Origin of the sequence: Polaribacter staleyi (genome assembly GCF_038024045.1) — a bacterium.
Classification (GTDB): Bacteria; Bacteroidota; Bacteroidia; order Flavobacteriales; family Flavobacteriaceae; genus Polaribacter; species Polaribacter butkevichii.
Window position 1 is genome coordinate 1 of record NZ_CP150665.1, and the last position, 25,157, is coordinate 25,157.

The 25,157-nt window shown below is 29.6% G+C and carries 23 protein-coding genes; 10 read left to right on the plus strand and 13 right to left on the minus strand.

Going from position 1 to position 25,157, the window contains the following annotated elements; translation table 11 throughout:
* The 3 genes from dnaA (at position 1) to WHD07_RS00015 (ending at position 2,773) form a co-directional block, all read left to right on the plus strand.
* Positions 1 to 1,428, plus strand: a complete 1,428-nt coding sequence (dnaA, locus tag WHD07_RS00005; protein ID WP_105048170.1) for a chromosomal replication initiator protein DnaA — start codon at positions 1 to 3, stop codon at positions 1,426 to 1,428.
* A gap of 96 nt (positions 1,429 to 1,524) precedes the next feature.
* On the plus strand, positions 1,525 to 1,977 hold the full coding sequence (locus WHD07_RS00010; RefSeq protein WP_343329524.1) for a low molecular weight protein-tyrosine-phosphatase: 453 nt from the start codon (positions 1,525 to 1,527) through the stop codon (positions 1,975 to 1,977).
* A 91-nt stretch (positions 1,978 to 2,068) separates the two neighbouring features.
* Complete coding sequence (locus WHD07_RS00015) at positions 2,069 to 2,773, plus strand: SAM-dependent methyltransferase (protein WP_105048172.1); 705 nt, start codon at positions 2,069 to 2,071, stop codon at positions 2,771 to 2,773.
* Positions 2,774 to 2,867: 94 nt separating this feature from the next.
* On the opposite strand, the gene WHD07_RS00020 is transcribed toward WHD07_RS00015, so the two are convergent.
* The 7 genes from WHD07_RS00020 to dapF form a co-directional block, all read right to left on the minus strand.
* On the minus strand, positions 2,868 to 3,476 hold the full coding sequence (locus WHD07_RS00020; protein WP_343329525.1) for a peptidoglycan-binding protein LysM: 609 nt from the start codon (positions 3,474 to 3,476) through the stop codon (positions 2,868 to 2,870).
* Positions 3,477 to 3,525: 49 nt separating this feature from the next.
* Complete coding sequence (locus tag WHD07_RS00025; protein WP_105048174.1) at positions 3,526 to 4,428, minus strand: DUF2279 domain-containing protein; 903 nt, start codon at positions 4,426 to 4,428, stop codon at positions 3,526 to 3,528.
* A gap of 17 nt (positions 4,429 to 4,445) precedes the next feature.
* Positions 4,446 to 5,474: an endolytic transglycosylase MltG gene (mltG, locus tag WHD07_RS00030; protein WP_343329526.1), complete on the minus strand. Its 1,029-nt coding sequence runs from the start codon at positions 5,472 to 5,474 to the stop codon at positions 4,446 to 4,448.
* Between the two features lie 31 nt (positions 5,475 to 5,505).
* A complete protein-coding gene (locus WHD07_RS00035) occupies positions 5,506 to 6,030 on the minus strand; it encodes a GNAT family protein (protein ID WP_343329527.1) in 525 nt (174 codons plus the stop codon).
* Between the two features lie 123 nt (positions 6,031 to 6,153).
* The gene (locus WHD07_RS00040; protein ID WP_343329528.1) at positions 6,154 to 7,443 is read right to left on the minus strand and encodes a hypothetical protein; all 1,290 of its coding nucleotides are present in this window, start codon (positions 7,441 to 7,443) and stop codon (positions 6,154 to 6,156) included.
* A 98-nt stretch (positions 7,444 to 7,541) separates the two neighbouring features.
* Positions 7,542 to 7,793, minus strand: a complete 252-nt coding sequence (locus WHD07_RS00045) for a hypothetical protein (protein WP_105048177.1) — start codon at positions 7,791 to 7,793, stop codon at positions 7,542 to 7,544.
* 16 nt (positions 7,794 to 7,809) lie between these two features.
* Complete coding sequence (gene dapF, locus WHD07_RS00050) at positions 7,810 to 8,580, minus strand: diaminopimelate epimerase (protein ID WP_343329529.1); 771 nt, start codon at positions 8,578 to 8,580, stop codon at positions 7,810 to 7,812.
* Positions 8,581 to 8,879: 299 nt separating this feature from the next.
* Here dapF and WHD07_RS00055 point away from each other — a divergent pair, with 299 nt between their 5' ends.
* Positions 8,880 to 10,268 carry a S1C family serine protease gene (locus WHD07_RS00055; RefSeq protein WP_343329530.1) on the plus strand — a complete coding sequence of 463 codons (1,389 nt, stop codon included), beginning with the start codon at positions 8,880 to 8,882 and terminating at the stop codon, positions 10,266 to 10,268.
* A 300-nt stretch (positions 10,269 to 10,568) separates the two neighbouring features.
* Here WHD07_RS00055 and WHD07_RS00060 read toward each other — a convergent pair whose 3' ends face one another.
* The 3 genes from WHD07_RS00060 to WHD07_RS00070 form a co-directional block, all read right to left on the minus strand.
* Positions 10,569 to 10,853 carry a hypothetical protein gene (locus WHD07_RS00060; protein WP_068605326.1) on the minus strand — a complete coding sequence of 95 codons (285 nt, stop codon included), beginning with the start codon at positions 10,851 to 10,853 and terminating at the stop codon, positions 10,569 to 10,571.
* Between the two features lie 125 nt (positions 10,854 to 10,978).
* A complete protein-coding gene (locus tag WHD07_RS00065) occupies positions 10,979 to 11,656 on the minus strand; it encodes a ZIP family metal transporter (RefSeq protein ID WP_105048180.1) in 678 nt (225 codons plus the stop codon).
* Positions 11,653 to 12,378: a class I SAM-dependent methyltransferase gene (locus WHD07_RS00070; RefSeq protein ID WP_343329531.1), complete on the minus strand. Its 726-nt coding sequence runs from the start codon at positions 12,376 to 12,378 to the stop codon at positions 11,653 to 11,655. The genes WHD07_RS00065 and WHD07_RS00070 overlap by 4 nt, the downstream gene beginning before the upstream one ends.
* Positions 12,379 to 12,556: 178 nt before the next feature.
* Here WHD07_RS00070 and WHD07_RS00075 point away from each other — a divergent pair, with 178 nt between their 5' ends.
* Complete coding sequence (locus tag WHD07_RS00075) at positions 12,557 to 13,750, plus strand: class I SAM-dependent RNA methyltransferase (RefSeq protein WP_343331029.1); 1,194 nt, start codon at positions 12,557 to 12,559, stop codon at positions 13,748 to 13,750.
* Positions 13,751 to 13,991: 241 nt separating this feature from the next.
* Here the strand turns inward: WHD07_RS00075 and WHD07_RS00080 are convergent, their stop codons facing one another.
* The 3 genes from WHD07_RS00080 to WHD07_RS00090 all read right to left on the minus strand — a co-directional run bounded on the left by WHD07_RS00080 (position 13,992) and on the right by WHD07_RS00090 (position 18,912).
* On the minus strand, positions 13,992 to 15,011 hold the full coding sequence (locus WHD07_RS00080; RefSeq protein WP_343329532.1) for a hypothetical protein: 1,020 nt from the start codon (positions 15,009 to 15,011) through the stop codon (positions 13,992 to 13,994).
* Between the two features lie 199 nt (positions 15,012 to 15,210).
* Positions 15,211 to 17,091, minus strand: a complete 1,881-nt coding sequence (gene yidC, locus WHD07_RS00085; protein ID WP_105048185.1) for a membrane protein insertase YidC — start codon at positions 17,089 to 17,091, stop codon at positions 15,211 to 15,213.
* Positions 17,092 to 17,298: 207 nt separating this feature from the next.
* A complete protein-coding gene (locus WHD07_RS00090; protein WP_343329533.1) occupies positions 17,299 to 18,912 on the minus strand; it encodes a CTP synthase in 1,614 nt (537 codons plus the stop codon).
* Positions 18,913 to 19,050: 138 nt separating this feature from the next.
* Here WHD07_RS00090 and WHD07_RS00095 point away from each other — a divergent pair, with 138 nt between their 5' ends.
* The 5 genes from WHD07_RS00095 (at position 19,051) to WHD07_RS00115 (ending at position 25,154) form a co-directional block, all read left to right on the plus strand.
* A complete protein-coding gene (locus WHD07_RS00095; protein ID WP_343329534.1) occupies positions 19,051 to 19,713 on the plus strand; it encodes a hypothetical protein in 663 nt (220 codons plus the stop codon).
* 124 nt (positions 19,714 to 19,837) lie between these two features.
* The gene (rpmH, locus tag WHD07_RS00100; protein ID WP_036820926.1) at positions 19,838 to 19,999 is read left to right on the plus strand and encodes a 50S ribosomal protein L34; all 162 of its coding nucleotides are present in this window, start codon (positions 19,838 to 19,840) and stop codon (positions 19,997 to 19,999) included.
* Positions 20,000 to 20,106: 107 nt separating this feature from the next.
* On the plus strand, positions 20,107 to 22,962 hold the full coding sequence (gene carB / locus WHD07_RS00105; RefSeq protein ID WP_105048188.1) for a carbamoyl-phosphate synthase large subunit: 2,856 nt from the start codon (positions 20,107 to 20,109) through the stop codon (positions 22,960 to 22,962).
* Positions 22,963 to 23,186: 224 nt separating this feature from the next.
* Positions 23,187 to 23,771, plus strand: a complete 585-nt coding sequence (locus WHD07_RS00110) for a TetR/AcrR family transcriptional regulator (protein ID WP_343329535.1) — start codon at positions 23,187 to 23,189, stop codon at positions 23,769 to 23,771.
* A gap of 27 nt (positions 23,772 to 23,798) precedes the next feature.
* Positions 23,799 to 25,154, plus strand: a complete 1,356-nt coding sequence (locus tag WHD07_RS00115; RefSeq protein WP_343329536.1) for a TolC family protein — start codon at positions 23,799 to 23,801, stop codon at positions 25,152 to 25,154.
* Positions 25,155 to 25,157: the final 3 nt, after the last annotated feature.

A 25,157-nucleotide genomic window follows, 5' to 3' on the forward strand; every position in this document is an offset into this window, starting at 1 on the left:
ATGAATGTAACTGCTGACTCTGTTTGGAATGAATGTCTGTCCTTTATCAAAGACAACATAAAACCACAAGCGTATAAAACTTGGTTCGAACCAATAAAGCCAGTTAAACTTTCAGGAGAAGCATTAACAATACAGGTTCCTAGTAAGTTTTTTTATGAATGGTTAGAAGAACATTACATTAAATTATTGCGTGTTGCCTTGGTAAGACAATTAGGTAATGATGCCAAATTGATTTACGATGTAAAAATGGAAAACAATTATAGCAGTAATAGACCGCAAATTGTTAAAATTCCGAGTTCAAATAGAGATCCGTTAAAGCCACAACGAGTAACAGTTCCTTTAGAATCTAATAAAAGAGAATTAAGAAATCCGTTTGTAATTCCAGGATTGCAAAAAGTAAAGATTGAATCTCAATTAAACCCAAATTATAGTTTTGCAAACTTTATAGAAGGAGATTCTAATAGATTGGCACGTTCTGCTGGTATGGCTGTAGCAAATAAGCCAGGTGGAACCTCTTTTAATCCATTATTAATTTATGGTGGAGTAGGTTTAGGAAAAACACATTTAGCACACGCTATTGGGGTTGATATTAAAGACAAATATCCAGATAAAACAGTTTTATATATTTCTTCAGAAAAGTTTACACAACAATTTATAGATTCTGTAAAATCAAATACAAGAAACGATTTTATTCATTTCTATCAAATGATTGATGTGTTACTTATTGATGATGTACAATTTTTATCAGGAAAAGCAGGTACACAAGATGTTTTCTTCCATATTTTTAATCATTTACATCAAAATGGAAAACAGGTAATTTTAACTTCGGATAAAGCACCTGTAGATATGCAAGATATAGAACAACGTTTATTGTCTCGTTTTAAATGGGGATTATCTGCAGAGTTACAAGCACCAGATTACGAAACTAGAATTTCTATTTTACAAAATAAATTGTACAGAGATGGTGTAGAAATGCCAGAAGATATTGTAGAATATATTGCTAAAAATATAAAATCTAACGTTAGAGAATTAGAAGGTGTTGTTATTTCTATGATTGCACAAGCTTCTTTTAATAGAAAAGAATTTTCTGTAGAATTGGCAAAACAAATTGTAGATAAGTTTGTAAAAAACACCAAGAAAGAAGTTTCTATAGATTATATTCAGAAAGAAGTTTCTAAATATTTTGATATGGATGTAGCTACTTTACAATCTAAAACACGTAAACGTCATATTGTACAAGCGCGTCAATTAGCTATGTTTTTTGCTAAAAGATTAACAAAAACATCTTTAGCAAGTATTGGTAATCAAATTGGGCAAAGAGATCATGCCACGGTATTACATGCTTGTAAAACGGTAGACAACTTAACGGAAACGGATAAGCAGTTTAAAAAATACGTAGAAGATTTAACTAAAAAATTGACTTTCTAAAAAGACAATTTTCTAGTAACTTATTGATATTTAACTTTACGCTCTTAAATTTTTTAAGAGCGTAATTGTTTCTTATTTTTATCAAAAATTATTTTTATGCAAAAAATATTAATGGTTTGCTTAGGTAACATTTGTCGTTCTCCTTTAGCACAAGGAATTTTAGAGTCTAAAGTAAACTCTAAAAAAGTAATGGTAGATTCTGCAGGTACAGCAGCGTATCATGTTGGCAACCTTGCAGATAAACGTTCTATAGAAGTTGCTAAAAAATATGGTATTGATATTACGAATCAAAGAGCCAGAAAATTTGTTGTAAAAGATTTCGATGAATTTGATATTATTTTTGCGATGGATGATAGCAATTATCAAAACATACTTTCTTTAGCAAGAAATAAAGAGGATGAGCAGAGGGTAAGAATGATTTTAAATGAAATACAACCTAATAAAAACTTGAGCGTTCCAGATCCATATTATGGCGGTAATCAAGGTTTTGAAAACGTATATAAAATGTTAGATGAAGCTTGCAACGTAATTGTAAGTAATTTATCTTAAAAACTTTATGTATTTTTAGCACTAAAGAAGTGAATATTTCATTTTTTTATTTGTAGAAATTCCTTAAAAATCCATTTATAAAATAGAAACAATGATTGGTAAACTGTATTTAATCCCCACCACTTTAGGCGATACTGAACCTTTAGAAGTAATGCCTTTATCGGTTAAAAAAGTAGTTGAACAAATTGATTATTATATTGTTGAAAATGAAAAATCAGCAAGAAGATTTATCAAGAAAATTTCACCTAAAAAATCACAACCATCCCTTCAATTAATGTTGTTAGATAAATATGCCGAAGAATTAGAAACTTCTAGATATTTAGATGTTTGTAAAGAAGGAATCAATGTTGGTTTACTTTCTGAAGCAGGAGTGCCTGCAATTGCAGATCCTGGAGCAAGTATTGTAAAACTGGCACACGAAAACAATATACGTGTAATTCCTTTGGTAGGACCGTCATCTATTTTAATGGCAATGATGAGTTCTGGTATGAACGGACAAAATTTTGCTTTTAATGGGTATTTACCTATCGATAAATCGGATAGAAAAAAGGCTTTAAAAGATTTAGAAAAGCTTTCTAATGATAAAAATCAATCGCAAATTTTTATAGAAACTCCTTATCGAAATGAAAAAATGTTGGCAGATTTAAAAGCCACATTATCACCCACAACAAATTTATGTATTGCAGCAGATATTACGTTGCCAACAGAATATATTAAAACCTTGATGGTTAAAGATTGGAAACATCAGCAACCAGATTTACACAAAAAACCAGCGATCTTTATTATTCAGAAATAGCTTGATTTTTATATAAAAATAGCACAAAAAAGGCTTTATGTTTTCTTTTAAAAGATACATAAAGCCTTTTTTTATTTGAATTAAAAGAGGTTTTTTAAACAATAGGGTTTTGGTCTGCTTCTATATTAGAAACATCATACCCACCAAAGCTTTTTAAATAAGATTTAATGGTAGCTCCGTAAGCGTCAGAAAAACCATCCACACCATTGCTACGTAAAAATTTTTTTACATTACCTGCACCACTTAAATGAGCTGCAGCTAATATACCAGATTCTGTAACTTTAATTCCGTTTATAACTTTACCAACAGAGCGTCTAATATCTTTTCTTAAAATCCATTTATTTACTTTACATAAAGCTATAAAAGCTTTTTCTTGCAATTCTGGATTATTTAAAAAGGCTTGTGTGTTGTAAATTTTAAAACGGTGTAAAGTAGTTCTACCAAATTGATATTTTCCTAAATATCCTAATGTGTTTACTACGGTATATTTTCCTTGAGATTCTTTAAAAGCCAATGCTTCTTTAAAACCTACAAAATCCTTTTGTAAATAAGGAATGTTATAATCCACAAATTTTGGAAAGGTAATTTTGTTGTTAGTACCTATTTTTTTATCAATAGACGTTGCGTTGATAAATCCTAAAAATACGATACTTAAAAATAAAAACTTTTTGATAAATGTTATTTTTCTGTTTTGCGGGTGCAAAGGTATAATCAAAAAACAATTATACTGATAATCAATATGTTAAAGTTTACTAAAAATACAGATAATGAAATTTAATTCCTTTTTTGGTATTAATTTCAAGTGTTGGAGCAGGTATTTTTATGAAGTTTACAACAGAAAAGACAGATTTTAAGAATTCCGAATTTGTCTTAATTTTGGTTAAATCTAAGTCTAAACTTAGGTAGAATTGTCTGTAAGGATTGTGTAGCGTTGTGTTTGCAGCGTTTGAGTTTCCATAAAGCATTCCTTCGGCGCCATAACCTAAAGCAACATTTAACCATTTAGGAAACGTACTTTTCTTGTTAAAAGACCAAATATTGGCAGAAAGCCAATACGTTTGTCCGTTGTAATCTTTTAAAGCTTGTTGTAAATAATTTTCACCTAAAGTATTTGGCCGTTGTTTTGCGTATTCTGTTTGATGAAAAGAGTATTTTACGGTAATACGTTGCTCTCCCCAAAGTAATTCTTGACCAATTAATAAACCGGTTCCTGTGGCATTCGCAAGAATATCTCCTGGAGATGCTCCCCATTCTTCAGAAAAACCATCTAAAATTTCTACAGCAGTTAAAAAAGCAAAACCAGACGTTGCACCATATATTAATTGATTCTTTTTAGAAACACCAGCCCAATCTAATGCTTCCATACCAATTTTACCCACATAGTAAGAAGTCATCATATGCCCAACTTTATCCATTTGTTTCCAGTCGTTATTATCATTTTTTAAATGAAAACTAGAACGTGGGTAATCTTTATACCAAAGTTGATTTAAAGCGATTAATGCACCACCCGTCATTACACTTTCTGTAATTATAATGGCATTTCTTCTCTTTGTATTTAACGTATCAGATTTTTTATAAAAGGACGCGTTTTGTGCACACAAAGAAAATGTAGAAAAGAATAGTATAAAACGGAAAATTATTTTTTTGCTTTTCAAACCTAATTATTTAAGAACTATCTATTAATTCTTTGTTTGTTCATCCAGCTATGATATTTAGCGGCATTTCTATTGTGTTGCGCAAGTGATTTTGCAAAAGTATGATACCCAATTTTATCTACACTTGCACACATATAAAAGTAATTGTGTTTTTGTGCGTTTAAAACTCCGTCTATCGCAGAAATGTCTGGCATAGAGATAAGAGTAGGAGGTAACCCTTTATTTTTATAGGTGTTGTAAGGTGAGTTAATTTCTAAATCTGCGGTTAGTACTCTTTTTACTACATAATCTTGTCCTTTAAGTTCTTTAACACAATAAATAATGGTAGGATCTGCTTGTAAAGGCCACCCTTTTTGTAACCTATTTAAGTACAAACCAGCTACTATTGGTCTTTCTACTTTTTTTGCGGTTTCTTTTTGAACTATAGATGCCAAAGTAATTACTTCTTCTTTTGTTAAATTTAAGGCTTTTGCTTTTTGCAATCTACTAGCATTCCAAAAACGATTGTATTCTTTAAAAATCTTATCTCTAAAATTGTTGGCAGAAGTAGTCCAATAAAATTGATAACTATTAGGAATAAAAATTTGCAGCACCGATTTTTCTGTCAGGTTATTTTTTGATAAAAAATCTTTGTCTTTAAAAGAAGTTAATAAGGTAATGGAATCTGTTTCTAACTGTTCTGCAATTCTACCAGCTAATTTTTCTAGTGTATCTTGGTTGTTAAAAGAAAGTTTTATCGGTGTTTGGTTACCGCTTCTTAATAAATTAATTAAATCGTTATTAGACATGCCTTCTTTTAAAAGATATCTACCCGGTTTTGGTTTCGAGAAATTTTTCTTAGCAGCAACTAAAAGAAAAGTGTTTTTATTTTTAGAATAATCAGCGATTTTATCTTTCACATCAATTAAACTATCAGAAGAATATACATATAAAACGGTGTCTTTAGTAATTGCTTTACCAAATATTTTTTGATAGTAATTGTAACCTATCATACCACCAATAAAAATAACGGTAGCTATAACTGCGTATATAAATTTTTTGCTCAATGTATTTTTTAATTTTTTTAGAGTTGCGAAATTACTCTTTTATCAGCTGAAATAAAACTTCATCTTTAAATTTTCCTTCGGATAAAATCCAATCTTTTTTAACACCCACTTTTAGAAAATGATGTTTGGTAAAAAGAGAGATGCTTTTAAGGTTGTCAGAAGTAATGTTAGCATACAATTGATGCACATTTAAGTATGTAAAAGCATAGGCAATTAAAAGAGATAAAGCTTCAGAAGCAAATCCGTTTTGTTGATATTTGGGGTGAATTAAAACTCCAATTCCGGCTCTTTTGTGCATTGGGTTATAATCGAAAACATCAATCATTCCCAGTTGTTTTTTAGTAGAGCTTTCTTCTATTAATAAACGTAATTGTTTGGCTTCGTAAATATCTAAATGAGCATTTTCTAAATACTGTCTTAAAATAAATTTAGAAAAAGGAGTTTGTGTATGGCTAATTTCCCAAAAAGATTCATTGTTTTCTATTTGATATAGAAAGTCTAAATCTTCGGGTTCTAAAGCACGTAAGTTTATTTTTTTACCGTTTAAAGTCTTCATTTTTTCTAAAATTGGTTTTCTTAAAAGAAAATTTAATAAGCAAATAGATTATAAAATGCAAAATACGGAATTAATAAATCTTAAACAGCTTAGAGTCGCACAGAAAGACTTTTTAATTTTCTTTTAACAATCATGATATTCTTTACCAAATACTACTTTTTTTCTTGTTACTTTTTCTATTTTTAAAGCGTATTTATCAAAGAGATTACAAGCTCCATAAAAAATAGGGGAGTTCTGTTTTTTAGTATCTGTTATTATTTCTAGATACGCACCACCACTTCCTTTTGCTGGTAAAATATTTTGTATATAGAATGAATTTATTTCATCGATATCAAATAATTCTGCAATGTTATTATTAGAGAATCCTATTTTTTTATTTTTATCATCAACCCAAATAATGGTATTGTCTTTAAATTGAATATTTATTTTTTCTGGTCTGTTTTTTATGTTCTTATTTTTCTTGTAATCACCACGCATTGTTATATTTCCTTGTAATAATAAGAAGTTAGAAATAACCATAACTTCTTCGTAACCTTCATTGTGTAATAATGCTGGGTATTCTCTTTTATTCTCTATAGATAAAGAAGTATAGCCACCATTAAATAGCCAATCACTGTCATACGTATAACAAATTGACAAGTGCATCCCTGTTAAATTGAAATTTATATTTTTTTGATCTGCTCTTTCATATCCGTTATTCATTTTACTGCCAACTAAATCTGTGTTTAAAATTTTCTTTAGCTTTATATAACTTTCATCCGTTGCTGTGCTATTAAAACAATGTGTGTAAAAGTGTAGAACAGGAACGTCAGTTCTAGCATTATCAAAATAAGCACTAAAATCTTTTAAAATTATATTTCCAATACGCACAGGAGCATTAAATTTTAGTAATTTTTGTCCGTATGGCGATTTTTCAAATAATGTATTTTTATTTTTTTCTAATTCATCATAAGTAGTATCCCAAGAAATGAATTGTTTGGGAGTAGATTGAATTTCAAAACCAAGGTGGTAGTCGTTATAATTAGACGTTAAGATTTTAAAAGTAGGTTGATAGTGTTTTCTCCATATTTCTTTTTTTAAAACGGTTGTTTTTGCAATGTTCTCAAAGAAAATAGGGTCATTAAAATGAAACTTGGAGGATAATTCCTGATACATTTTACTGAATCCGGTATAGGTAACAGGTATAAAATTTTGATGGTGATCAAAAAGGAAAAGATAGGCCAATTTATTACCTCTAATAGTAATGTAGGCATATTGTAAATCTTTTAAATGTACGGTACAACTATGTATTCCGCTTGTATCTGTACAAATAATTTGATTGTTTTTTATTTTAACATTTCCCTCATTACTTTCTTTCGGAAATATTTTAGAATGTTTTTTTTGGGGATTAAAAAGATTTTTAAAAATACTCATAAACGGTTTTTGTAATGAATGCTAGCATTAAAAAAATACGATCTTTTGATTTTTTTTAACAGTAACTTCATCAATAGCCTATCATTTTAAAGAAACAATTATTTCTTTTTTTCATCATTTTCACGAACTATTATAAAATAGATAACATAAAGCCATCCAAAAGCACCGTGTAATAATGCATAAAGTATAGATTTATTTCTATCCCAAGAAACAACTATTGCAATTACGCTACCTAATCCAATTCCGTTTTTAAAAAAAGTTTGTTTAATTCCAGAATTTCCGTTTTCATGACTAAAACATTCAAAAGATAATAATAGTAAGAAAATTAAAATTAGTTTTATTTTAGTCATTATTTTATCCTCAAAATTAAAAAGAAATATTCCCTTTAAAAACAAAAGTAGCAGGTCCTTTTAAAAACACATTTGTATAAACACCATTTTCTTCAGAAAAAGAGACTTCTAGATTTCCACCTTCTACAGGTAGCGAAATTAAATTGCTGGTTGTTTTACCTGTTTTATGCATGGCAATGGCAACTGCTGTAACTCCGGTTCCGCAAGCTAACGTTTCATCTTCTACACCTTTTTCGTAGGTTCTTACTCTAAAAGTAGTATCGTTTATTTGTTGTACAAAATTGACATTACTTCCAGGATCACTATAAGAATATCTAATTTCTTTTCCTTTATTAAAAACAGGAAATTGATCTAAATCAGCCACTAATTCTACATGATGTTGCGTGCCAGTATAAGCAAAAACTGAGTTTTCTTTAACGGTAATTTCATCAACATCTATCATTTTTAAAGAAATAATTCCGTTGTTAATTTCAGCTAAATGAGGTCCATCAACAGCAATAAAACGAGTTTTATCAGTAATAATTTCTAAATACTTTGCAAAAGCAACAGCGCATCTACCTCCGTTACCACAGAAAGTCTGACTTCCATCGGCATTAAAATAAATCATTTTAAAATCGAAATCGGTGTCATTTTCAATTAAAATAACTCCGTCTGCTCCAACACCAAAATGCCTATCACAAAGTTTAGATATTATTGAGATGTTTTCTTTTGGGAAAGTTTTTATTCTGTTATCAATCATAACAAAATCGTTTCCGGTTCCTTGATATTTATAAAATTCTATTTTCATTAGAACAAATATAATGAGTGTTTGGTTGGAAATAGAAAGTTTTAGTAAAATATTTTTTTTGATGAAATTTATTTTTTTTTATTTTTGGAAAGTAATTTTTAGCTTCTTAATATTAGAAATTGCGAGTAATATTTTAGAAATAAATATTTTTATTTTATTTGTATTTATAGCTAATAACTAGATGTTTAAAGGCTAAAAAAGAAGTGTTAAAAAGCGGTTAAAGTCAGTTAAAGTAGCGTTAAACAGCTTTTTTGAATTTGTTAAAATTGTATCTTTGAGTAATTAAAAATGTAAAGATTATGAAGAAAATTTTTGGTTTATTAGGAATGGCCGTTTTAGGAGGCGCAGTTGCTTTAGGTGGCTATAAAATGTTTTTTGGAAATGAGGTAATTGTAAAAAACACAGTTTCTCAACCTTTACAAACGGTCACGGCAAGTTATAATCCCGTCCTAAATAAAGCAAGCTCAATTGCAAATTCTATCGATTTTACAATTGCAGCAGAAAATAGTGTTCATGCAGTTGTTCACGTAAAAAATACAGCAATAAGGACACAGGTAAATCCGTTAGATATGTTTTTTGGAAACAGTAATGGAGGTAGACAATACGAGCAAGTAGGTACTGGTAGTGGTGTTATTATTTCGCAAGATGGATACATTGTAACCAATAATCATGTTATTGATGGAGCAGCAGATTTAGAAATTACTTTAAACAATAAGCAAAAGTACAAAGCCAGATTAATTGGTACGGATAAAGAAAATGATATTGCATTGTTAAAAATTGATGCAGATATGGATTTACCTTACATTCCATTTGCAAATTCAGACAATATTAAAATAGGAGAGTGGGTATTGGCAGTTGGTAATCCTTATAACCTAACATCTACAGTAACTGCGGGGATTGTAAGTGCAAAGGGTAGAGATTTAGAAGGAAATACAGCTATAGATTCTTTTATACAAACAGATGCAGCTGTAAATCCAGGAAATAGTGGAGGAGCTTTGGTAAATACACGTGGAGAATTGGTAGGAATTAATACTGCCATTACATCTAAAACAGGATCATTTATAGGGTATTCTTTTGCAGTACCCTCTAACATTGCTAAAAAAGTAATTGATGATTTATTAGAATATGGAGCAGTACAAGAGGCTATTTTAGGGATTAATGTGGATAGCTCTAATGATGATATAGATGGAGTTAAAATTGCTTCTGTTACAGAAGATGGTGGTGCTAAAAATGCCGATTTAAAATCTGGAGATGTAATTATGAAAGTAAACGATGTTAAGATTTCTAAATTCTCTGAATTAAGAGGGCAGTTAACAGCAAAAAGACCAGGAGAAAATGTAAGTATTACGGTTGATAGAGATGGTGATGTAATTACTAAAACCGTTAAGTTAGGTAAGAAAAATTACTTTTTATCTAGAAGTTTAAATGTTACCTTAAAAGATTTAACTAAAAAAGACTTAAAAAAATATGATATTTCTGGAGGCGCAAAAATTTTGAAAAACGGGAATAGAAACTTAGATTATTACGGAGTTAAAGAAGGGTATATTATTACTAAAATTAATAAAAAAGAAGTGTTAGATGCTAATGCTGCAGCTAAAGCAATAGATGCTTCTTATGGATCTGGAACCCCTATTTATATTGAGGTTATTAATTTAAAGGGAGAGGTAGAACGTTACGCTTTTAGATAAAATAAATTATTATTAGTTTTTGTTGTTCTTAGATATTAGTAGATTAATTATTACTAATTATTAAAACACTTCTAAACATTGTTTAGAAGTGTTTTTTTTACATTGAGTTCAATTTATTGATTACTGAAATGAGATTCCATTGCTGTAAATCATGCAAGTTTGTGTTTACATGAACATATCGTTGTTGTATAAGGGAAGTTGGCAAAAATGCAACTGCCTTTGTTTAAACACTAATTTAGCAATTTTTTTTATACGGTGTTGTACGTAGTTTTTATTTTTCAGATTATTATTTTCAAAATACTAGTTCAAAAATATAGTCAAAATAATGATTAGAATTAAGACAGTCAAGGCGAATATTATTCTTTCCTTTTTTCGTTCCGATTCCGCTTTCTTTCTAATTTCAGTTTTAATTCGAGTAAGTTCCTCTTCTGAAACTTTTTTAAAATTCAGTTTTTCAGATTCGCCACTTGAAAAATTCAAATCTCTATTATTAGATTTAAATTTCGGTTTGTTAGATGTTTTCATAGAACGATTTTGTTTCATTCTATTATTCATATCCGCAACATGTCCAGCTCCTCCGCTCATTTAATTAATTCTTTATTTTCTATTTCAGTTCCGTTTTTCTCAAATTACGTACAACAGGTAATAAGGTCTATCATTTATGAATCAGGTAAACAGTTATTATTCGTGTTTACTTGCATTTAATTTTACTACAACGTAAAAATAGTAAGTAAAACTCCTAAAAGAATGGCTATAAATTTCTGTAAGTTAAATTTATGGTTTTCAGATCCTTCAAAAAGAATAATGGTAGAAATATGTAAAAACACACCAATAATTAATGCCGTAATTTCTGTTGCATAAGTAGTAAAGAAAGGAATCTTATCACCTAGTAATAAACCCAAAGGACTCATTAAAGCAAAAGCACTTAAAAAAATAAAGGTTATTTTTTTAGAATATTTTGTCTGAATTAAAAAGGTTGTTAACACAATGGCGATGGGGATTTTATGTACTATAATTGCCCATAATAAATTATCACCCGTATTGTGTATCGGTAAACCTTCAGAAAAAGCATGCAAACATAAACTTACAAATAATAAGGTAGGAAATTCTTTTCCATCAGAATGAATATGAATATGACCATGTTCTGCTCCTTTAGAAAAAGACTCTAAAACAGATTGAATGATAATTCCGACTAAAATAAAGATTCCTATTTTTTTATATTCCGTAGTTTCTGCATATACCTCTGGTAATAAATGTAAAACGGTAACAGATAATAAATAAGCGCCACTAAAAGCCAATAATAAACGGACTATTTTTTTACTTGGTTTTATGATAAAAACCAAGATAGAGCCAATAAAAACAGATGCTATTAAAAGTATATAACTCATTTTGCAATAATAATTAATCGATCAGAAGTTTTAGCTTCGTAAGTATTTAAATCGTAATCCCCAAAAACATTTGTAATTGTAAAACCAACTTCATTAAAGAAAGAAGTCATTTTAGCAAGGTCTAAATATTTAACACGTTCTGTATAAGAATGATTTTCTCCATCAGCAAAAAAAGAAATATGCTTTAAGATAAAACCCTCTTTAATTTCTCTTTTAATGTTAAAAGTAATGTTATCAACCGTTTTGGTTTCAGAAGTTACTAAATTCAGTCTTACTTTTTCTGCATTTAAAAAATCAAACACAAAAACACCCCCTTTATTTAACCCCTGTTTAATATTATTTAGTATTAGAATATCTTCCTTATCATCTTCAAAATAACCAAAACTTGTAAATAGATTAAATACAGCGTCGTACGTGTGGTTAAAAGGCTTTCGCATGTCATGTACCTTAAATTGTAAGGTATCATTTTCAAACTTTTTAGCAGCTTTAATACTGTTTTCGGCCAAATCGCCACCACTAACATTATACCCTAAAGAGTTTAAAAATACAGAATGACGTCCTTTACCACAAGGCAAATCTAAAATATGCGTTGTTTTTGGTAAGTTTAAAAAAGACGTAATATTCTTCATAAACAACTGCGCCTCTCCGTCATTTCTTTCTTTATATAAAGTGTGGTAATAAGAAGTGTTAAACCAATCTGTAAACCAATCTTTTGTTTTCATTTTTATAATATTTGCAATAACCAGCAGATTACTTAGATTGCTATTGGGGTTTTTTATGCATGTCCTTTATGGACTTTCAGTCTGTAAAAGTAACCAAATCTTACGTTCTGTAAAATGTATTTCTTAATTAGTATAAATCCTATTTATAAATAGTATTTTTGCAGTCAATTTTATGAGCATGAACAAAGATTTTAAAATGACAGCAACAACACTTTTTGGTTTAGAAGGTGTTTTAGCAAAAGAATTAAGAGACCTAGGAGCACAAGATGTTAAAGAAGGTGTAAGAATGGTATCTTTTAGAGGTGATAGCGGTTTTATGTACAAAGCAAATATTGCTTTAAGAACTGCTGTAAGAATTTTAAAACCAATTAAAGTTTGTAAAATTTACGATGAAGAAGATTTGTATGAAGCGATTCAGAAAATTAAATGGGAAAATTATTTAGAAACCGAAGGTACTTTTGCCATTGGAGCGGTAGTTAACTCTAAGAATTTTACATCTAACTCGCATTATATTTCTTTAAAATCTAAAGATGCTATTGCAGATTATTTTAGACATAAATACAGTAAAAGACCAAATGTAGATTTAGATTATCCAGACTTAAAGATTCACATTCACATACAAAAAGAGTGGTTAACCGTTTCTTTAGATTCATCTGGAGACTCTTTACACAAAAGAGGGTATAGAACCGCTACCAATATTGCGCCAATAAACGAAGTTTTGGCTGCAGGTATGATTTTATTATCTGGGTACACAGGTGAGGAAAACTTTATAGACCCAATGTGTGGTTCTGGTACCATTTTAATAGAAGCAGCAATGATTGCCAATAATATTCCGGCAAACATCAACAGAAAATTATTTGCTTTTGAGAATTGGAAAGATTATGATGAAGACTTGTATTTTACCATTCAAGAATCCTTATTAAAGAAAATTCGTTCTTCTCACTTTAAAATAATGGGCTTCGATAAAGCGCCATCTGCAGTAGAAAAAGCAAATGCAAATATTATAAATGCAAATTTAGACGAATTTATTGGCGTGCATCACGTTAACTTTTTCAACTCTAAAAAAGAAGTTTTCGGTAACACTACCATTTTATTTAATCCGCCTTATGGCGAGCGTTTAAATATAGATGTAGAAGAATTTTACACTAAAATTGGCGATACCTTAAAGAACAATTATCCAGGTTCTACGGCTTGGTTAATTACATCAGATACAGATGCTTTAAAGTGTGTAGGTTTAAGAACCTCTAAAAGAATTGCTCTTAAAAACGGAGATTTAAACTGTAGGTTTGTAAAGTACGAATTGTACGAAGGAACCCGTAAGTTTAAAGAACGTAAAGAAAATACAGATACAGAAGAAGAATCAAATGATTAAGGCATTGCGAGGAGCAAAGCAATCTACTAATTATTAAAAGAACTGTTTTTTTAAACGCTTAAAGAATTAGTATTTGAAGCTATTTCCTGCTTTCCGTTATATCTTTTTGTGAAAAACAAAAAGGATGTCACTTCAATCAGGGCTAGACTAGTTTGTGTGCTTTAGTGAGTATTGAATTTTGTTTTACTGATATGTAAAAACAACAAAATTTTAAAAAATAGGCGATAAGTAGCAATTAATTTTACACAGTTTTAGGTAAAGTTATTTTATATTCAAGTTTTGGTTCAGAAGAAATTTTATATTGTGTATCAATTATTATTGGGCCATTTAAGTTGTTAGGAATATCTTTTATGTAGATTGGTGTTGTCAAGCCGCTTTCATTAATACCAATTTTCTCATTTTTGTATACTTGTATTTCTGTAATGATTACAAGTTGATCAAATTCTTTTAATTTTTCATTTCCAATTATAGTTTGCTTTTTTATAAATGAAACTTCTTTCGTTGTATTTTTTTTAGATTGATTTAAAGGAAACATTGATTCTTTACTAACATCAAATACTTTCATTTCTTTACGAAAATGTTTTACATGGATTTTATCGATTGGAATTCCTGCTTTTTTAAGTCCAATATACAGCTCTATTTTCTCAGGTATAAATATGCAATCGTTTGTCACTTGACGCATCAAATTTAAAAAAATTGGAACCTGTTGTTCTTTAGCTAATGCATTTTGCATTGTTTCACTTATAATAATATCTAATTCATTTTTAGCATCTACTTGATATTTAGTTGCATCATCGTTTACTAAGGTTATATCGTACTCATTTAACCCTAATTTTAAAATTACATTTTGTAATATTTTAAAACTAAATGGATTTATTTCTAAAAATGTATATTTTATATCTTCTTTTGGATATCTAAAAATAAAAGGAAGAATTAGTGTTGCAAATGGTCCCGTTCCTGCATATAGAATATGAATAGGTTTTTTTGCATTGAGTTTTTCTTTAATAGCTTCATTGATTCCTCGAATAAATTTTCGTGTTCTCAATAAATCGTCCATGCAACTAGCTGCCCAAAATGTACCAAGAGATTTACCATTGTCAAATTCAATATCATTTCGTCCTTCCTCGACATCCATATTATATCCACAAATCCCATCCATAATAGATTTATATTCTTTGGATGAACTTGATAACTTTATATAGTCTAGATTGTCTTCAAAGTATTCTGATGTTACTCGAATTATTTCTTTTTGTAGATTCATTATAGAAAACAGTATTTTTTATTACACCTAAAATTAAAACTGATATGACGTCTTTTTAATAACTTATAACAGTAGTTAGCTAAGTTAGTTTTTTTAGGTAAAAAGTCAAGAGTAATACTACCTGTTTTTTATTAAAACAAAAAAAAGTCCAAAACAATTAAGTTTTGGACTTTTTTAAATTATCGAAAGACATTGCCTTTTATTTTTTTCCTTTCTTTTGCTGCGCTTGTTGTTCTTGCGCTTGTTTCATAGCAGAATCAATTTTCTGACGGAATTTACTTTTCGCTTTTTCCGGCTTCTTTTTGTTTTCTTCTATTTGAGCATGAATTTTATCTTCATCAATAATGTAGTTTTTAATTACTAACATAATAGTAATGGTTAACAAGTTAGATACAAAGTAGTATAAACTTAAACTACTTGCATAATTGTTAAAGAAAAACAACATCATAATAGGAGAGAAGTAAATCATGTACTTCATCATTTTACCCATATCTGGCATTCCTTCTTGCGTAGGTGCTTGCATATTTGCTTGTTGGCTCTGGTTCATTTTCATGTAAAAGAAAATAGCAACAGAAGCTAATATTGGAAATAAACTTACGTGGTTTCCGTAAAAAGGAATTTTAAATGGTAAGTTGTAGATAATATCATAAGAAGATAAATCTGGTGCCCATAAAAAACTTTTTTGTCTTAATGCTAAATTTGTAGGGAAAAACTTAAATAATGCAAAGAAAACAGGCATTTGTAATAAGGCAGGTATACAACCTGATAACATGCTTACACCAGCTTTTCTTTGAATTGCCATGGTTTCTTGCTGACGCTTCATAGCGTTTTCTTTACCAGGATATTTCTCATTTAAGGCAGTTAATTCAGGTCTTATTACCTTCATTTTAGCACTCGATAAATAAGACTTGTATACTAACGGAGACATGATAATTCTAACAACAATAGTCATTAAAATAATAATTAATCCGTAGTTAGATAAAAATCCTTTTAAGAAATTAAATACAGGATAAAATACAGTTCTGTTTAAGAAACCAAAAATTCCCCAACCTAAATCGGCAGTTTGATCTAAATCTGTACCTTTAAAAGTTTTTAATAAATTATAATCACTTGGTCCGTAATACCATTTCATGTTATAATTTAACTCTCCATTTGCCAATGCTAAAGGAGTTTTTAATTCATATCGTTTTGTAAACACGGTATCTATTTCTTCATTTTTTACTAAATCTGTAGAAGTTACCGTTGCGTTATTAAAAGGCGTATCAGATAATAAAGTAGAAGTAAAGAAGTGTTGTTTATAAGAAACCCAATCTACATCATTTAAAATTTCTGAGTTACCAGGGTTTAAATGATCTACATCTTCTTCTGTTTTATAGTAAAGGTGAGAATACATGGTATTCTCTGTTTTTAAACTTTTTTCATGTCTGTAACCATCTAAAGACCAATCTAAATTAATTGGGTTAGAAGAGTTGATAACACCGCTTAAACCTTGAGAACGTACAGCAAAATTAACCATGTAGTTCTTTGGTTTTATTTCGTATCTATATTCTAAAAACTGAGTGTTAGAAACTTTCAGTTTCATAGAAACAATAGTACTTTCTCCGTTTTTAGAAATGGTAGGTGCAAAAAATAAATCTTTTGTATTTAAAATTCTATTATCTGTAGTACCAAAATTAATGTTAAAAGACGCGTTTTTGTCTTTAATCATATAAAGCGGTAAAGAATCATGTGTTTTGTAATTCTTAATTTCTGCTTCTATAATTTGTCCACCTTTATTACTAATAAGCAACTTAACCAATTCGTTTTCTAAAACAGAAGTTCCTTCAGAACCATTAATTGCGCTTTGTGCAAATGCACCTAATTTGGTAGTGTAAGCAACTTGTTTTAAAGAATCGTTTTCAAAAACAGGTGTATTCTCTACAGTAGTATTTGTGTTTTTTGTAGCATCTACAACTTGCTCGGTATTCGTAGAGTTATCAATAGTTTCATCTGGTTTGTTGGTATTCATCCAGTATAATAAAATACCTCCTAATAAAACCATTCCTATAAAAGAATTGATGTCGAATTTTTTTTGTTCCATGTGTTATTTTAAAATGTCATTTTGTCATCAAATCAAAATATTTTTTTGATATGAAGGCGACAAATGTAGTTAAAAAGCAGTTTTATATTGTTTTTACTACTTTATATTTTATACTGTTAGATAGTTCAAATAGTATTCCGTTTTTAAAATGTTTCATTGAGTGCAGTAGAATGTTTTAAGTTTTCTACAGCACTCAATGAAATAAAACTATTTTTGAGACTGTTTTAAAGCAGCTTTAATAAAATCTACAAATAAAGGATGCGGTTTTAAAACCGTACTTTTATATTCTGGATGATATTGTACACCAACAAACCAAGGATGTGTAGGTATTTCTACAACTTCTACCAATCCTGTTTTTGGGTTAACACCTGTAGCTTTCATACCTGCAGCTTCAATGCGCTCTAAATATGCATTGTTAAACTCGTAACGGTGTCTGTGTCGTTCACTAATCAACGCAGATTTATAAGCATTAAATATTTTAGAATCTTTTTTCAATTCACAATCCCAAGCACCTAAACGCATGGTACCACCTTTTTCTGTAACTCCTTTTTGACTTTCCATTAAATTAATAACAGGTTCTTTAGAGCTTTTATTCATTTCTGTAGAGCTTGCGTTTTCTATACCTAAAACGTTTCTAGAAAACTCAATAACTGCCATTTGCATTCCTAAACAAATTCCGAAGAAAGGAATATTGTTTTCTCTGGCATATCTTACAGCTCTAATTTTACCTTCAATACCTCTATCACCAAAACCAGGAGCCACTAAAATACCATTTACACCTGCTAATTTCTTTTCAGCATTTTTAGGTGTTAAACTTTCTGAATGTACCCAACGTACTTTTACTTTCGTTTCGTGCGTAGAACCTGCATGAATAAAAGCTTCTGTAATAGATTTATAAGAATCTTGCAATTCTATATACTTACCAATTAAGGCAATTTCTACTTCGTGTTTAGGGTTTTTATGTTTTTGTAAAAAGTTGTTCCAAACTTTTAATTCTGGTTCTCCTTTAGATGATAGTTTTAATTTATTTAAAACAACGGTATCTAAACCTTGTTCTAACATTAAATTAGGCACATCATAAATAGTTTCTGCATCAATAGATTGTATAACGTCTTCTTTTTTAACGTTACAAAATAATGCCAACTTACGTTTAATATCGTCAGAAATTTCGTGTTCTGTTCTACACACTAAAATATCTGGGCTAACACCACTTTGCATTAACATTTTTACCGAGTGTTGTGTAGGTTTTGTTTTTAACTCACCTGCAGCAGCTAAATAAGGCACTAATGTTAAATGTATAACAATGGCGTTTTCCTCTCCTTTTTCCCATAATAGTTGTCTAACAGACTCTACGTAAGGTAAAGATTCAATATCACCAACAGTTCCACCGATTTCTGTAATTACAATATCGTAATCTCCGGTTTCACCTAAAATTTGAATTCTGCGTTTAATTTCATCAGTAATATGAGGAATTACTTGTACCGTTTTTCCTAAAAACTCTCCTTTACGCTCTTTGTTTATTACAGATTGGTATATTCTACCAGTTGTAACATTATTGGCTTGAGAAGTTGGTATGTTTAAATAACGTTCGTAGTGCCCAAGATCCAAATCTGTTTCTGCACCATCATCTGTAACATAACATTCGCCATGTTCATAAGGGTTTAGTGTTCCTGGATCTATATTAATGTATGGATCTAATTTTTGTATGGTTACAGAAAAGCCTCTTTCTTGTAATAGTTTTGCTAAAGAAGCAGCTATTATTCCTTTTCCAAGTGATGAAGTTACGCCTCCTGTGACAAAAACGTATTTAGTGTTACTCATGGTATTCTTAGGTTTGCGCAAAAATACTAACTCTAAGATTTATGGCAAATAAAAAGAGGTATTTATTTTTATTATTTCTTCTATTTAAAATAGATGTAAATGGAATAGTTTTTGAGAAGTAAAATTTAAAAATTGATTTTGAAAAAAAGTATAGTCATATTATGTACGCTACTATTGTCTAGTTGTACAATTATTTTTCCTAAAGTATTTCAACGTAAACCCGCAAATTTTAGTTTAGAAAATTTATGGTTTAATACACAATTAGACTATCATAAAAATGCTAGGTATTTATTAAATACAACTCAATTAAGTTATAATGCCTTTAGAAGTGATGCTTATAATGAGCAACTATTAAATTTTATATCAAAGAAATTAGGCAATAATACGATTACAAGAGAAACTTATAAAACTGCGGATGGTAAAATAATTATTCCTTTTAAAATAGAATATGATCTTACAAAAGAAAATATTGAGCTTTTACAAAAAACAACAGATTTAGATTATGTAATCTTATCTAAAATATTAACTCCCGATTTAATTAATAAATCAAAAGATCCACAATATGATTCTTTAAAATATAGATCAGGTGTTTTAGCAGGTTCTGTGGTGTTTTTTAAAATTTTTGACATTAAAAATAACAATGTTTTAATAGAGATGAGTTGTAAAAGTTCTGTTTATGACGATGAACAATTTAATTTTGATACAAATAGTTATGAAAAAGACACTAGAATATCAACCTATAAAAGTGAAGATCAGTTGATAAAAAAGAGTTTTAAAAGAATTTTTAGTAGAATTGAATAATTTTTTATTTTTTTTTGAAATAGTATTTGCCACAAATAAAAACAATTGTATATTTGCAAACGCTTTAAATGAGGAGAATTTTTAGTAGTAAAATAATAATAGAAGATATTTAAAAATACAGATAATGCCAAAAAGAACTTACCAACCGTCAAAGAGAAAGAGAAGAAATAAACATGGTTTCATGGAGAGAATGGCTTCTGCTAATGGTAGAAAGGTGTTGGCTCGTAGAAGAGCAAAAGGAAGAAAGAAAATTTCTGTTTCTACTGAAACTAGACATAAAAAATAAATGATTAACAATTGTTAATATATAAGGTGTTACTTTTTTAAGTAACGCCTTTTTTTATACCCAAGCACTAACTATTTTTGTAAAACTAAATAACACAACAACTTACAATGCCAAAAAGAAAAGACCTCAAATCAGTATTAATTATTGGATCTGGACCAATTGTTATTGGACAAGCGTGTGAATTTGATTATTCTGGTTCACAATCTTTACGTTCTTTAAGGGAAGATGGAATTGAAACTATTTTAATCAATTCGAATCCAGCAACAATTATGACAGACCCTTCTATGGCTGATCATATCTATTTATTACCCTTAACTACAAAATCAATCATTCAAATTTTAAAAGAGCATCCTCAAATTGATGCTGTTTTACCAACAATGGGTGGTCAAACTGCATTAAACCTATGTATTGAAGCAGATGACAAAGGAATTTGGGAAGATTTTAATGTAAAATTAATTGGTGTAGACATTGATGCCATTAATATTACTGAAGATAGAGAGCAATTTAGAGAGTTAATGCTAAAGATTGATGTGCCAATGGCGCCGCAAGCAACAGCTACTTCATTTTTAAAAGGAAAAGAAATTGCACAAGAGTTTGGCTTTCCTTTAGTTATTCGTTCTTCATATACTTTGGGTGGGGCAGGAGCTTCTATTGTTTACAAAGCAGAAGATTTTGACCAATTATTAAGTTTTGGTTTAGAAGCATCACCAATACACGAGGTGATGATTGACAAAGCGATGATGGGATGGAAAGAATACGAATTAGAATTATTGCGTGATAAAAACGATAATGTTGTAATTATCTGTTCTATCGAAAATATGGATCCTATGGGAATTCATACAGGAGATTCTATTACCGTTGCACCAGCAATGACATTGTCTGACAAAACGTATCAAAGAATGCGTGATATGGCAATAAAAATGATGCGTTCTATTGGAGATTTTGAAGGTGGATGTAACGTACAATTTGCGGTTTCACCAGACGAAAAAGAAGATATTATTGCTATCGAGATTAACCCACGTGTTTCGCGTTCATCCGCTTTAGCGTCTAAAGCAACGGGTTACCCTATTGCAAAAGTAGCAACAAAATTAGCTATTGGTTATTCTTTAGATGAATTAGAAAACGGAATTACAAAATCTACATCTGCTTTATTTGAGCCAACTTTAGATTATGTAATTGTAAAAATACCTCGTTGGAATTTTGATAAATTTGAAGGTTCAGACAGAACTTTAGGTTTACAAATGAAAGCGGTTGGAGAAGTAATGGGAATTGGACGTTCTTTTCAAGAAGCATTACACAAAGCAACGCAATCTTTAGAGATTAAAAGAAATGGGTTAGGTGCAGATGGTAAAGGTTACACAGATTATAACCAAATTATAGATAAATTAACCAATGCAAGTTGGGATCGTGTTTTTGCTATTTATGATGCAATTGCCATGGGAATTCCTTTAACTCAGATTTATGATATCACAAAAATAGACATGTGGTATTTAAAACAATATGAAGAGTTATTTCAACTTCAAAAAGAAATTTCTACCTATACAATAGAAACGCTTAGTAGAGATTTATTATTAGAAGCAAAGCAAAAAGGATACGGAGACAGACAAATAGCACACATGTTGGGTTGTTTAGAAAGTCAAGTTTACACAAAAAGAGAAGAGTTAAAAGTACAACGTGTTTTTAAATTAGTTGATACTTGTGCTGCAGAATTTAAAGCAAAAACGCCTTATTACTACTCAACTTTCGAAAACGAAATTGAAACAGCAGACGGAGAAATTATTATTGCAAACGAAAGTATTGTAACTGATAAAAAGAAAATTATTGTTTTAGGTTCTGGACCAAATAGAATTGGACAAGGAATTGAGTTTGATTATTGTTGTGTACATGGTGTTTTAGCAGCTGCAGAATGTGGTTACGAAACAATTATGATTAACTGTAACCCAGAAACGGTTTCTACAGATTTTGATACCGCAGATAAATTGTACTTTGAGCCTGTTTTTTGGGAACATATTTATGACATTATTCGTCATGAAAAACCAGAAGGAGTTATTGTCCAATTAGGTGGGCAAACCGCATTAAAGTTAGCCGAAAAGTTAACAAAATACGGAATAAAAATTATTGGTACTTCTTTTGAAGCTTTAGATTTAGCAGAAGATAGAGGTAGTTTTTCTGATTTATTAAAGAGAAATAACATTCCTTACCCAGAATTTGGAATTGCAGAAACTGCAGATGAAGCCTTGGCTTTGGCAGATGAATTAGATTTTCCAATTTTAGTAAGACCTTCTTATGTTTTAGGAGGACAAGGAATGAAAATTGTTATCAATAAAGATGATTTGGTAAAACATGTAGTAGATTTATTAGGTAGAATGCCTGGTAATAAATTATTGTTAGATCATTATTTAGACGGAGCAATAGAAGCAGAAGCTGATGCAATTTGTGATGCAGATGGTAATGTGTACATTATTGGTATTATGGAGCATATAGAACCATGTGGAATTCACTCTGGAGATTCTAATGCAACTTTACCAGCCTTTAATTTAGGAGAATTTGTTTTACAACAAATTAAAGATCATACTCGTACAATTGCTACAGAATTAAAAACGGTAGGTTTAATAAATGTTCAGTTTGCGGTAAAAGATGATATTGTGTACATTATTGAAGCAAACCCAAGAGCATCTAGAACGGTACCTTTTATTGCAAAAGCATACAAAGAACCGTATGTAAATTATGCAACTAAAGTAATGTTAGGTCACAATAAAGTAACAGATTTTAATTTTAACCCTCAACTAGAAGGTTTTGCAATTAAACAACCTGTATTTTCTTTTAATAAGTTTCCTAATGTAGATAAGAAATTAGGACCAGAAATGAAATCGACTGGAGAGAGTATCTTATTTATTGATAGCTTAAAAGACGATCAATTTTACGATTTATATTCTAGACGTAAAATGTATTTGAATAAGTAAATTCAACACTTAGATATTTAAGGCACTCATTTATACTGATTTATTTTAGTAAAATGAGTGCTTTTTTTTTGTGCTTATATTTTATTTTTCATCAATTTTCGGTTTGTATTTGTTTTAAGATTAATGTCTGTATGACTCGTTATAGTTAAAATAAAAAATAATAGATAAATAATAAATGAATGAACATTTATTCATAAATTTGTATACTCAAAAAAAGAGATACTATGGCACGTAAAATTGATGAAGATAAAATAGCGAGAATTAAAGATGCTATTATGCATACCATCGTAGAAAATGGAATTGAAGCAACTACTATTGCCATGATTGCTAAAAAAGCAAACGTAAGTGGTGGCTATTTATATAGAACTTATGCTGGTAAACAAGATTTAATTAATGAATTGTATCATGATAAAGTAAATTCTTTATATAAAGAATTAGAATTTTTATTAACCTTAAATCCCAATAGTATTAAACCGTTATTAGAAGAGTTTATTAGAAATAGAGTTACTTTCTTTTTGAATGAGCCAAATGCATCGAAGTTTTTTTACCAATTACTGCATAATGAAAACTTTTTTGCATCAGAAGTTATTAAGGAAAAAAGTGCTGAGTTAATGAAGAGTATTAAAAAAATTGGTGTCAAATCTGGAGAGATTTCAAAAGATACAACGGTTTACCAATTGCATTATCACATTTTAGTATATGCGGTAGATTACATCAATTTTACTCGAAAAAATATTTTTGGAGAACAAGATGTAACAATACATGATGTAGAGAAATTAACGGATAATATTATGAAAATTTTAAAATAAATGAATATCAATTTAAAATTTAAACCAATGAAATTGAAGAGAATGGGAGTGTTATTCTCCTGTGTTTTGTGTTTTCTATCAGCGTTTACAAATGCACAAGATATTACATTAAGGCAAGCATATGATTTAATGTTGTCTAAAAATGGAGATGTAAAAGCATCTAGCTTTGAAGTAAAAGCGATGGAAGAAGAGCATAAAGCTACAAAAGGATTGCGTTTACCAACGCTGGGTGTTTCTGGTACTTATATGCATTTAGATAAAGATATTTCGGCAGATTTAAATGAGCAAAGAAATATGGTAGGTGGTTTATTAGGTATTACAGATCCAGCTGCAGTTTTAGGTAGTTGGGATTTTACGTTGCAAGAAAAAAACTTGGGTTTTGCAACTGCAGATATATCGATGCCTATTTATGCCGGAGGAAAAATAAATGCCGCCAATAAAGCATCAGAAATAAAATTAGCATTATCGGAAACAAAGCATAAAATAAAGGAAGATCAATTAACGGTACAGTTAATAAATTACTTTTTTAAGTTAAAATTAGCTAAAGAAGCTTTGCAGTTAAGACAAGAAGTTTACAATGTTATTTTGTTACATAACAACCAAGCAATGAAGTTTTTCGAAAACGGGATCATTCCAGAAGTAGAAACATTAAATGCAAAAGTAGCGCTGTCTAATGCAAATAGGGAATTGCTAGGTGCTAAAAAAGATGTTGATTTAGCTACCACAGCTGTACAGAACTTAATAGGAGTAAATTCCATTTCTGAGTTTAGTAGTGATTTTAAAGAACCAACCATTGTAAAACCTTTGCAAGAATTTACTAGTGATATGCTGACGGCAAATGAACAGTTAAAAATCATTAAAAAAAATTATGAGTTAGCAAAAGTAGGTGTAAAGGTAGAAAACAGTGATTATTTTCCGAAAGTTGGTGTTTCTGGAAAATACATTCTTTGGAAAGATAATTTACCTTTAGTAGATACAAAGTGGTTTGTTGGTGTTGGTGTAGAGTGGGAATTGTTTAATGGTTTTCAAAGAGAACATAAAGTAAAAGCATCTAAATATAAAATTTCTCAAGTAGAAGAAATAGATAGGCAAGCAAGATTAAATTTAACAACGTATACAGAAAAATTGTACAATACCATGCAAAAGGAATTGGAGCAGTATGAAAGTTTAAACACCGATGAAGCATTGGCAAACCGATTAAAGTTTATGAGAACTCGTGCTTTTGAAGAAGGAACGGGAACTTCTTTAGAAGTTGTGGATGCAACTTTAAAATTATCAGAAATTAAATTACATAAAATAAAAGCCTTATACGAGTACAATGTAGCTTACGGAGAGTTAATGGTACTTACAGGTAAAACAGCTTCTTTCTTAAATCAAAATTAATAT

Coding starts and splice junctions, on each gene's coding strand:
- carB (WP_105048188.1), top strand. CDS start 20,107: ATGCCAAAAAGAAAAGACCTCAAATCAGTATTAATTATTGGATCTGGA.
- WHD07_RS00015 (WP_105048172.1), top strand. CDS start 2,069: ATGATTGGTAAACTGTATTTAATCCCCACCACTTTAGGCGATACTGAA.
- WHD07_RS00070 (WP_343329531.1), bottom strand. CDS start 12,378: ATGAAAACAAAAGATTGGTTTACAGATTGGTTTAACACTTCTTATTAC.
- WHD07_RS00035 (WP_343329527.1), bottom strand. CDS start 6,030: ATGAAGACTTTAAACGGTAAAAAAATAAACTTACGTGCTTTAGAACCC.
- rpmH (WP_036820926.1), top strand. CDS start 19,838: ATGCCAAAAAGAACTTACCAACCGTCAAAGAGAAAGAGAAGAAATAAA.
- WHD07_RS00115 (WP_343329536.1), top strand. CDS start 23,799: ATGAAATTGAAGAGAATGGGAGTGTTATTCTCCTGTGTTTTGTGTTTT.
- dnaA (WP_105048170.1), top strand. CDS start 1: ATGAATGTAACTGCTGACTCTGTTTGGAATGAATGTCTGTCCTTTATC.
- dapF (WP_343329529.1), bottom strand. CDS start 8,580: ATGAAAATAGAATTTTATAAATATCAAGGAACCGGAAACGATTTTGTT.
- WHD07_RS00075 (WP_343331029.1), top strand. CDS start 12,557: ATGAACAAAGATTTTAAAATGACAGCAACAACACTTTTTGGTTTAGAA.
- WHD07_RS00045 (WP_105048177.1), bottom strand. CDS start 7,793: ATGACTAAAATAAAACTAATTTTAATTTTCTTACTATTATTATCTTTT.
- WHD07_RS00065 (WP_105048180.1), bottom strand. CDS start 11,656: ATGAGTTATATACTTTTAATAGCATCTGTTTTTATTGGCTCTATCTTG.
- WHD07_RS00040 (WP_343329528.1), bottom strand. CDS start 7,443: ATGAGTATTTTTAAAAATCTTTTTAATCCCCAAAAAAAACATTCTAAA.
- WHD07_RS00010 (WP_343329524.1), top strand. CDS start 1,525: ATGCAAAAAATATTAATGGTTTGCTTAGGTAACATTTGTCGTTCTCCT.
- WHD07_RS00110 (WP_343329535.1), top strand. CDS start 23,187: ATGGCACGTAAAATTGATGAAGATAAAATAGCGAGAATTAAAGATGCT.
- WHD07_RS00090 (WP_343329533.1), bottom strand. CDS start 18,912: ATGAGTAACACTAAATACGTTTTTGTCACAGGAGGCGTAACTTCATCA.
- WHD07_RS00060 (WP_068605326.1), bottom strand. CDS start 10,853: ATGAGCGGAGGAGCTGGACATGTTGCGGATATGAATAATAGAATGAAA.
- yidC (WP_105048185.1), bottom strand. CDS start 17,091: ATGGAACAAAAAAAATTCGACATCAATTCTTTTATAGGAATGGTTTTA.
- WHD07_RS00080 (WP_343329532.1), bottom strand. CDS start 15,011: ATGAATCTACAAAAAGAAATAATTCGAGTAACATCAGAATACTTTGAA.
- WHD07_RS00055 (WP_343329530.1), top strand. CDS start 8,880: ATGAAGAAAATTTTTGGTTTATTAGGAATGGCCGTTTTAGGAGGCGCA.